The organism is Streptomyces sp. SID11385, from assembly GCF_010548245.1.
Lineage (GTDB): Bacteria > Actinomycetota > Actinomycetes > Streptomycetales > Streptomycetaceae > Streptomyces.
The window spans coordinates 1-9439 of the sequence record NZ_JAAGLR010000282.1 but is presented as its reverse complement, the minus strand read 5'-3'; the positions used below and the strand labels follow the sequence as shown (position 1 = coordinate 9439).

The 9439-nt window shown below is 71.4% G+C and carries 7 protein-coding genes; 2 read left to right on the top strand and 5 right to left on the bottom strand.

The features are described from left to right. Window positions 1–82 precede the first annotated feature (82 nt). Window positions 83–2653, bottom strand: coding sequence for an aminopeptidase N (gene pepN / locus G3I42_RS08590; RefSeq protein ID WP_164283951.1), 2571 nt, complete (start codon window positions 2651–2653; stop codon window positions 83–85). A 321-nt stretch (window positions 2654–2974) separates the two neighbouring features. On the opposite strand from pepN, the gene G3I42_RS08585 reads away from it, so the two are divergent. After that, window positions 2975–3622, top strand: coding sequence for a DsbA family protein (locus G3I42_RS08585; RefSeq protein WP_164283949.1), 648 nt, complete (start codon window positions 2975–2977; stop codon window positions 3620–3622). 158 nt (window positions 3623–3780) lie between these two features. Here the strand turns inward: G3I42_RS08585 and G3I42_RS08580 are convergent, their stop codons facing one another. The 3 genes from G3I42_RS08580 to G3I42_RS08570 all read right to left on the bottom strand — a co-directional run bounded on the left by G3I42_RS08580 (window position 3781) and on the right by G3I42_RS08570 (window position 6786). After that, window positions 3781–4002 (bottom strand): hypothetical protein, encoded by a 222-nt coding sequence (locus tag G3I42_RS08580; protein ID WP_164283947.1) that lies wholly within the window; start codon window positions 4000–4002, stop codon window positions 3781–3783. Between the two features lie 288 nt (window positions 4003–4290). Then, entirely contained in the window at window positions 4291–4932 is a 642-nt protein-coding gene (locus G3I42_RS08575; protein WP_164283945.1) for a superoxide dismutase, read from the bottom strand. A gap of 249 nt (window positions 4933–5181) precedes the next feature. Further along, window positions 5182–6786: an amino acid permease gene (locus G3I42_RS08570; RefSeq protein WP_203606541.1), complete on the bottom strand. Its 1605-nt coding sequence runs from the start codon at window positions 6784–6786 to the stop codon at window positions 5182–5184. A 443-nt stretch (window positions 6787–7229) separates the two neighbouring features. Between G3I42_RS08570 and G3I42_RS08565 the strand changes: the two genes are divergently transcribed. Further along, entirely contained in the window at window positions 7230–7817 is a 588-nt protein-coding gene (locus G3I42_RS08565; protein ID WP_164283943.1) for a biotin transporter BioY, read from the top strand. 119 nt (window positions 7818–7936) lie between these two features. On the opposite strand, the gene G3I42_RS08560 is transcribed toward G3I42_RS08565, so the two are convergent. Beyond that, window positions 7937–9439, bottom strand: a 1503-nt coding sequence (locus G3I42_RS08560; RefSeq protein ID WP_164283941.1) for an amino acid permease, incomplete at its 5' end; no start/stop codon positions are given.

The window sequence follows — 9439 nt, the reverse complement described above, 5'->3', positions numbered from 1 at the left end:
CGCGTCCCGGCCCCGCCGCGTCCCTGCCCCGGCCGCGCCGAGGCAGGGAGCGGACCCCGCCCCGGCGCCCCGGGGTCCCGCCTCAGCTCGCCTTCGCGTCGCACTCCTGTGCCCGCAGGGCCCGCGCGAGGTCGTCCCGCGACTCGGCCACGAGCCGGCGCGCCGCCTGCGAGACCTCCGGGTGCTGAAGCAGCCACGTGTCCGCCTGCTCCAGCGTCGCCCTGCTGTCCTGGAGCGAGGGGAAGAGCCCTCGCACGATGTCCATCCCGATCTGGATGGACCGCTCGCTCCACACCCGGGCGATCGCCGCGAAGTACTTCTCCGCGTACGGCGCGATGAGCGCCCGCTGACTCGACTGCCCGAACCCGGCGATGCTCGCCTCGACGAGCGCGTTGGACAGCTCGTCCGATTCCACGACCTGGGCCCACACCTGCGCCTTGACGGCCTCGGTGGGGCGCGAGGCGAGCAGCCGCACCTGGTGGCGCTTGCCCGAGGCGGTGTGGTCGCGGGCCAATTCGGCCTCGATCTCCGTCTCGCCCGCGCGCCCGTCCACGACGAGCGGTTCGAGGAAGGCCCAGCGCAGCTCCTGGTCCACCTCAAGGCCCTCGACCGACTCCGTGCCGGCGAGGAGCCCTTCCAGCAGGGCGAGTTCCTCGGCCGACGCGGCGGTGGCGGCGAGGAAGCGGGCCCAGGTGAGCTGGTGCTGGCTGCCGGGCTCGGCGGCCCTCAGCTCCTTGAGCGCACCGGCGCCCAGCGCGGCACCGGTCTCCTCGCGGCGCGCGGGCGCCACGTAGTGGGTGAGCGTCGTACGGGCCCAGGCGTGCAGCATCTGGAGGACGCCGATGTCGCTCTCGCGGCCCGCGAACCGCAGCACGATCGCGATGAACTCACGCCCGGGAAGCAGCCCGTCCCTGGTGAGCCCCCACAGCGCCGACCAGCACAGGGCGCGGGCGAGGGGGTCGGTGATGTCGCCGAGGTGCGCGCGCACCGTGGCGAGCGAGGTCTCGTCGAAGCCGATCTTGCAGTAGGTGAGGTCGTCGTCGTTGACGAGGACCAGCTCGGGGGCGTCCTGCCCGGCCAGTTCCGCGACGAGGGTGCGGGGCCCGGCGACGTCCGCCTCGGCGCGTGCGTACCGTACGAGCGCGCCGTTCTCGCGCCGGTAGAGGCCGATCGCGACGCGGTGGGGCCGCAGCTCGGGGTGCGAGTCGGCGGCCTCCTGGCGCACGGCCAGCTCGGCGATCTTGCCCTCGCTCAGCGTCAGTTCGGGCGTGAGCGTGTTGACGCCGGCGGTCTGGAGCCAGGCCGCGGCCCAGCTCGTCATGTCCCGTCCGGAGGTCTCGGCGAGCGCCGAGAGCAGGTCGCCGAGCGTCGTGTTCCCGTAGGCGTGGCGCTTGAAGTAGCGGCGCGCGCCCTCCAGGAAGGCGTCCTGTCCCACGTAGGCGACGAGCTGCTTGAGGACGCTCGCGCCCTTCGCGTACGTGATGCCGTCGAAGTTGAGCTTCGCGTCCTGGAGGTCGCGGATGTCGGCGGTGATCGGGTGCGTCGAGGGGAGCTGGTCGGCCCGGTACGCCCACGCCTTGCGGTTGTTGGCGAAGGTGATCCAGCCGTTGCGGTGGCGAGTGGACTCCACCATCGAGAAGGCGCCCATGAAGTCGGCGAAGGACTCCTTGAGCCACAGGTCGTCCCACCACTTCATGGTGACGAGGTCGCCGAACCACATGTGCGCCATCTCGTGCAGGATGACGTTGGCGCGCCGCTCGTAGGAGGCTTCGGTGACCTTGCCCCGGTAGATGTACTCCTCGCGGAAGGTGACCATGCCCGGGTTCTCCATCGCGCCGAGGTTGTACTCGGGGACGAACGCCTGGTCGTACTTGCCGAAGGGGTAGGGGTAGTCGAAGTTCTCGTGGAAGAAGTCGAGGCCCTGCTTGGTGACGAGGAAGATGTCGTCCGCGTCGAAGTAGGGGGCGAGGCCCTTGCGGCACATGGCGCCGAGCGGGATCTCCAGCGTCGACCCGTCGGGCAGCGCTCGCTGGTAGGAGTCCGTCACGTAGTGGTAGGGGCCAGCGACGACGCACGTGATGTACGTCGAGATCGGCTTCGTCTCGGCGAACTCCCACACACCGGACGTCAGCTCGCCCGCGCCGTTGCTCCACACCCGCCAGTCCGCGGGGGCCTGGACGCGGAAGCGATACGGGGCCTTGAGGTCGGGCTGCTCGAAGTTGGTGAAGACCCGGCGCGCGTCGGCCGGCTCGTACTGCGTGTAGAGGTAGACCTCCCCGTCCTCCGGGTCGACGAAGCGGTGCATGCCCTCGCCGGTGCGCGAGTAGGCGCAGCGCGCGTCGACGACGAGGGTGTTCTCGGCGGCGAGGCCGTCGAGCGCGATGCGGGTGCCGTCGAAGACCTCGGCGGGGTCGAGGGCGCGGCCGTTGAGTGTCACGGAGTCGACGGAGGGGGCGACGAGGTCGGCGAAGCTGCTCGCGCCGGGCTCCGCGCACGTGAAGCGGAGCGTGGTCAGCGAGCGGAACGTACGGGGGCCCGAGGCGGGGCCTTCGCCGACGGCGGAGCGCAGGTCGAGCTCCACCTCGTACGAGGTGACGGAGAGCAGCTCCGCCCTGGTACGGGCTTCCTCGCGGGTCAGGTTCTCTCCGGGCACCGGCACTCCTTCGTGACTGTGGGGCGTGGCTGGGGTCGCGCTGTGGGCCGCGGCGTACGGTGCTGGCGCACCGCGGCGCACGACGGTCGCACTGTGGGGATACGCCAACGATCCTCGCACGAGGCCGGGAGGGAGGACATCAGGGAGTCCCCGGACAAACAACCCGGAGATTTTTCGGGGTCAAAAGGCCGTGACCCTGAGTTTTTCCCTGAGATCGCTCCGTGGAGGAATCCCCGGCCGGGACGGCACGTTGCCAGCGGTGAAGGCTGATCGAAGAATGTCCGGTGCCCGTGACCGCGGGACGGCACGACGAGGAGCGAGATGAGCGAGCAGCAGACGCAGGAGCGGGTGACCGCGGACTTCTGGTTCGACCCGATGTGCCCGTGGGCATGGATGACCTCCCGATGGATGCTGGAGGTGGAGAAGGTCCGCCCGGTCGACGTGCGCTGGCACGTCATGAGCCTTGCCGTGCTCAACGAGCCGAAGCTCGACGAGCTGCCAGAGCACTACAGGGAGACGATGGCCGGCCCAGCCTGGGGCCCGGTGCGCGTCGTCATCGCGGCCCGTGAGCTGCACGGGGACGAGGTGCTCGGCAAGCTGTACACGGCGCTCGGCACCCGCATCCACAACGGGGGCGAGGGGCCGACGCATGACGCGATCGTCGGTGCCCTGGAGGACGTGAGGCTGCCCCTCTCCCTCGCGGACTACGCCGAGAAGGACACGTACGACACCGCACTGCGCGCCTCGCACAAGGAGGGCATCGACCTCGTCGGCCAGGACGTCGGTACCCCGGTCATCGCGGTGCCCGGCCCCACGGGCGAGCGCGTGGCCTTCTTCGGCCCCGTCGTGACCCCGGCCCCCAAGGGCGAGGAGGCGGCCCGCCTGTGGGACGGCACTCTCGCCGTCGCCTCGGTCCCCGGCTTCTTCGAGCTGAAGCGCACGCGCACCCAGGGCCCGATCTTCGACTGACCACGGCGGCCGGCCCCCGACGACCGGCGCTCGCGCCTCCGGGTCCCCCGGGACCCCGCGCGGGCGCCGCACGAGCCACGCCGTCACCGAGACGCGCGACCCCGGGGACGGGCGCCGGCCTCGGGCGTGGGCGCGGTCGGCGACGCGGGTCGCCCCGGCTACTCCACCCCCTCCGGAATCCGCAGGTACTCCGGGTGGAAGCGGCGCGTGTTGCCCGAGGAGCGGACTTTCCGGCACGCTCCGGCCGCGCACATGATCAGATCGCCGACGTAGAGATGGGCGCCCTTCTGCTCGCGGACCCACCGCTGCTGGTTCTCGGTCAGGGGGACGTGCCGCTCCGTGCTGCGGCAGTAGACGCAATACGTGTCCTTGGGCTGCATCCGCCCACGATGCGGTACGGGAGCGGGCCACGTAAGGGCGCGCGGAAACCCGGCCCCGCGAGCCCCCGGAAAGCACCCGCACGCCCCAACGGCCGCACGCCCCATCGGCCACGCCCGGACGCGGAGAGCCCTCCGGGCGCAGAGAGCCCGGACGCTGCGGGCCTGCGGACGCGGAGAGCCCCCGCGAGTCACGTCCTCGCGGGGGCTCTCCTCTCTACCGGCCTGCCGCGTGAAAGGTGAGAAGACGATCACGAGCAGGACGTGCGCGCGGCTCGGTGAGCCGGGGCCTCAGGGGGCCAGGAGGAGAGAGTCCGTGCGGGCCTTCGCGGCGCGGTAGCGCGCGGCGACGTCCTGCCAGTTGACGACCTGCCACATCGCCTCGATGAAGTCCACCTTCTGGTTCTTGTACTGAAGGTAGAAGGCGTGCTCCCAGGCGTCGAAGACGAGGACGGGCACCGAGCCCTGCCCCACGTTGCCCTGGTGGTCGTAGATCTGCTCGACGATGAGCCGGCCGCTCACCGGCTCCCAGGCGAGCACGCCCCAGCCGGAGCCCTGCGTGGTCGCCGCCGCCTTGGTGAGCTGCGCCTTGAAGCCCGCGTAGGAGCCGAAGGACTCCTTGATGGCGTCCGCGAGGTCGCCGACACCGTCGGCCGCGAGCGGCTCGCCGCCGCCCTCACCGGTCATGTTGTGCCAGTAGATGCTGTGCAGGATGTGCCCGGAGAGGTGGAACGCGAGGTTCTTCTCCAGCCCGTTGATGGACCCCCAGGACTCCTTGTCCCGCGCTTCGGCGAGCTGCTCCAGGGTGTCGTTCGCGCCCTTGACGTAGGCCGCGTGGTGCTTGTCGTGGTGCAGCTCGATGATCTCCGGGCTGATCACCGGGGCCAGCGCGGAGTAGTCGTACGGCAGTTCCGGGAGTGTGTAGACGGCCATGCGGAGACGCCCTCCAAGACTTCTTGTTGCGCCGAGCTTATTGCGAATGGCTTGCAAGTGCACGTTATCAGCGAGAGTGGCCGGCGGATCATGGGGGAACGGCCGCCCGGGGCGAAAACCCGCGCGCGCGAAACCGGCGCCGGCGAGATCCGTCCGCGCCGGAACGGGCTCCCGCGTGACGCCCGGGAACGGGAACGGGCCCCCGGCGCAAACGCCGGGGGCCCGTCGGGCGGGGAAGAAGACGGCTGGTCAGCCGGTACGCGGCCGGGTCTCCTCCCGGCCGCCGGGCGCGGGCGTCGCCCGCGCGGGTACGGCTTCGCCTTCACCTCGTACGCCGCCGCCGTCACCCCGCGCCGCGTCACGCCCCCTCCCGTACCGCGCCATCCCCACCGCGCTCAGCACGATCGCGAGACCGCCGGTGAAGTAGAGCTGTGTGCGCGTGTCCGGCTCGCGGAGCATGAGCAGCAGCACCGCGACCATCGCGGCGAGCGCAACCCAGGTGAGCCAGGGGAAGCCCCACATGCGGACGAGGAGTCGCTCGGGCGCCTCGCGTTCCAGGCGGCGGCGGGCGCGGAGCTGGGCGGCGGCGATGAAACCCCATACGACCAGGACCGCGGCGCCGACCATGTTGAGCAGCCACGAGAAGACCGTGTCGGGCCACCAGTAGCTCAGCAGCACCGCGAGGAAGCCGAAGGCCGAGGAGGCGACCACGGCGGGGCGCGGCACACCGCCGCGCGAGAGGCGCCGCAGGAAGCGGGGGCCCTGGCCGCGCGCGACGAGCGAGTAGGCCATGCGCGAGGAGCCGTAGATGTTCGCGTTCATCGCCGAGAGCAGCGCGGCGAGGATGACGACGTTCATGACCTGCCCGGCGGCCGGGATGCCGAGGCTGTCGAGCACCGCCACGTACGGGCCCTTCGTGGAGACCTCGGGGTCGCGCCAGGAGACGAGCGTGACGATGACGGCCATCGAGCCGACGTAGAAGACGGCGATGCGCCACATCGCCGTGCGCACGGCCTTCGCGACCCCGCGCGCGGGGTGCTCGGACTCGGCCGCGGCGATCGTCACGGTCTCCAGGCCCCCGTACGCGAAGACGGAGGCGAGCAGCCCGCTCACCAGGCCGTCCGCGCCGTTCGGGAAGAAGCCGCCCTCGCCGGTGAGGTGCCGCGCTCCCGGCGCGTCGCTGCCGGGCAGCACCCCGGCGATGGCGAGCACCGCGAGGACGAGGAAGGCGGCGATCGCGGTGACCTTGAGCGCCGAGAACCAGAACTCGAACTCGCCGAAGTTGCCCACCGCGCTGAGGTTCGTGGCGCAGAACAGCACCATGAACAGCGCGACCCACAGCCAGTCGGGGGAGCCGGGGAACCAGCCCGTCATGATCGAGGCCGCGCCGATCGCCTCGGCGGCGACCCCGACGCACAGCAGCATCCAGAACATCCAGCCGGCGGTGAACCCGGCCCACGGCCCGATCGCGCGCTCGGCGTGGACGGAGAAGGACCCCGAGGCCGGATGCGCGGCCGACATCTCGCCGAGCATGCGCATCACGAGCATGACGAGCGCGCCGGAGAGCGCGTAGGCGAGGACGACCGAGGGCCCGGCCGACGCGATGCCCGCCCCCGAGCCGACGAAGAGCCCCGCGCCGATGACCCCGCCGAGCGCGATCATCGAGAGGTGGCGCTGCTTGAGGCCGTTGCCGAGGTCGTGGCGGGAGCTGTCGCCAGTCGGGTGGCCGGGGCTCGCGCCGCCGAGCGGCGCGGGAGAGCCGAGGGCAGCGGGTGACGCCGCCGGCTCGGGCGACGTCGGTGCTCCGGCCGGTGGTGTCGGTGTCTCGGCCGGTGGTGGGGTGCGCGGAGTCATGGGCACGATCCGTGAGGTGGGGGACGGGGACGCGGGAGGATTCTCGCGCGCCGTCCGCTTTCTGGGACAAGGTGTCCGCCATGCGGACACGAGGCTTACGCGAGGTGAAACCCTGCTCGCCGAGTGGCTTTGGCGGAACTCCACAGCCGCCCGCTCTCCGGTCGTGCGCGACGGGCTTTCCCGCCTCACCCGCCTCACCGGGAGGGTGCGTTGCCATGCGGGGCTCGCCCGGAAGGTGACGAGGCTCACGCAGAAGGGGTGAGGTAAAGGGTGTGAAGGGGGCCCCTTGTGAGATTCCCACCAAGTCCCTCCTCGCGGCTTTGTCCGCGACGGCCGGTGAACGCCCGTTGACTCCTCGGTACGGTCGCACTGCGCCCCTTCGGGCGCCGCCCCTGCCGACCGGCCCCGTCCCCACGGAACCACCCGAGAACCGGAGTTATGCGATGAGTTCTGTCTCTGCCGTCCACCGCCCGGGAGCGGTCCTCGCGGACCTGCTGCCCGCGAGCCGTACCCGGGACGCCGTCCTCGTGCTCGGTGGTGCCGCGCTCACCGGGCTCGCCGCCCAGATCGCGATCCCGGTGCCGGGCTCCCCGGTCCCCGTGACCGGCCAGACCTTCGCCGCGCTGCTCGTGGGCACGGCGCTCGGTGCCCGTCGCGGCTTCCTCGCGCTCGCCCTCTACGCGGTGGCCGGTGTCATAGGGATGCCGTGGTTCTCCGAGGGGCAGTCCGGGGCCGGGATGGCCTCGTTCGGCTACATCCCGGGCATGATGATCGCCGCCCTCGTCGTCGGCGCGCTCGCCCAGCGCGGCGCCGACCGCTCGCCGCTGCGCACCGCGGGCGCGATGCTCCTCGGCAACGTGATCATCTACGCGACCGGTGTCCCCTACCTCGCGTACTCCGCGCACCTCGACGCGAGCGCCGCCATCGCCGCCGGGCTCACCCCGTTCATCCTCGGCGACCTCTTCAAGACCGCCCTCGCCACCGGCGCCCTCCCCACCGCCTGGAAGCTGATCGGCCGCAAGCAGGACTGACCCCCGTCACCCGCGCGAGCGTACGAGCGCCGCCCCGGCCAACCGGCCCGGGCGGCGCTCGCGTACGCGGGGGCGTGCGGGCTCCCCTGCGGGGACGCGCGGGCTCCCCGCCGGGAGCGTCACTCCCGTACGGCCGCCGCCTCCCGTACCGCGTCCGCACCGGGGCCCTGCCTCTTCCACACCTGCCGGCGGACCAGCGCGAAGCCGACCACGAGCGCCGCGACGAGCAGCGAGAGGAGCATCTGCGCGCGGCCGTCGTCGTCGAACAGCATGTAGACGACGACGAAGAGGATCATGGCGATGGTCAGCCACGTCAGATACGGGTACAGCCACATCCGCACGACGAGCTTCTCCGGCGACTCGCGCTGGATCTTCCGGCGCAGACGCAACTGCGAGAAGCAGATGACGAGCCACACGAAGAGCGCGACCGCGCCCGAGGAGTTGAGAAGGAACTCGAAGACGCTGTCGGGCCACTGGTAGTTGAACCACACCGCGACGAAGCCGAAGACGACCGAGCCGAGGATCGCCGCCTGCGGCACGCCCCGGCGTGTGGTGCGTGCGAAGGCCCTCGGCGCGTCGCCGCGCCCGCCCAGCGAGAAGGCCATGCGGGACGCGGTGTAGAGGCCGGAGTTGAGACAGGAGAGCACAGCCGTCAGAACGATGACGTCCATGATCTGACCGGCGTGCGGGATACCGATCGAGTCGAGCGCCGCCACGTACGAACCGTCGTCCTGGATCGCGTCGCTGTTCCAGGGCAGCAGGGTGAGCACGACGAAGATCGAGCCCAGGTAGAAGATCGCGATGCGCCAGATGACGCTGTTGGTCGCCTTCGTCACGGCCTTCTGCGGGTTCGAGGACTCCCCGGCGGCCAGGGTGACGATCTCGCTGCCCATGAAGGAGAAGACGACAAGCAGAACGCCGGTGAGGATCGAGCCCGCCCCGTTGGGCAGGAAGCCGCCCGTATCGGTGAGGTGGTCGAATCCCGAACCCGGATTGTCCGAACCGGGCAGAATGCCGAAGGCCGCGAGCAGCCCGATGATCACGAAGGCGCCGATCGCCACGACCTTGATGCCCGCGAACCAGAACTCGAACTCCCCGTACGAGCCGACCGACACCAGGTTCGTCGCGGTGAGCACGAACATCACGATGAGCGCCCAGCCCCATTGCGGTATCGCGGGGACCCAGCCGTTGAGGATCACCGCACCCGCCGTCGCCTCGACGGCGAGCACCACGACCCAGAAGAACCAGTACAGCCAGCCGATCGAGAAGCCCGCCCAGCGCCCGAGCGCCATGTCCGCGTACGCCGAGAACGACCCCGACGACGGCCGCGCGGCGGCCATCTCGCCGAGCATCCGCATGACCAGTACGACAAGCAGCCCGACCAGCGCGTACGAGACCAGGATGGCGGGGCCCGCCGCGGCGATACCGGCACTGGAGCCCACGAACAGCCCCGCGCCGATCACCCCGCCGATGGCGATCATCGACAGGTGACGGCCCTTGAGGCCCTGCCGAAGCCCCTCCGCGTTCTTCGCGGGACCGCCGTCGCCTCCACCGGAACCGCCGCCGTCGCCCCCCGGCGCACCGGGCCCCTCGGAGCCGCCCGGACCGCCCGGCCCACCGGC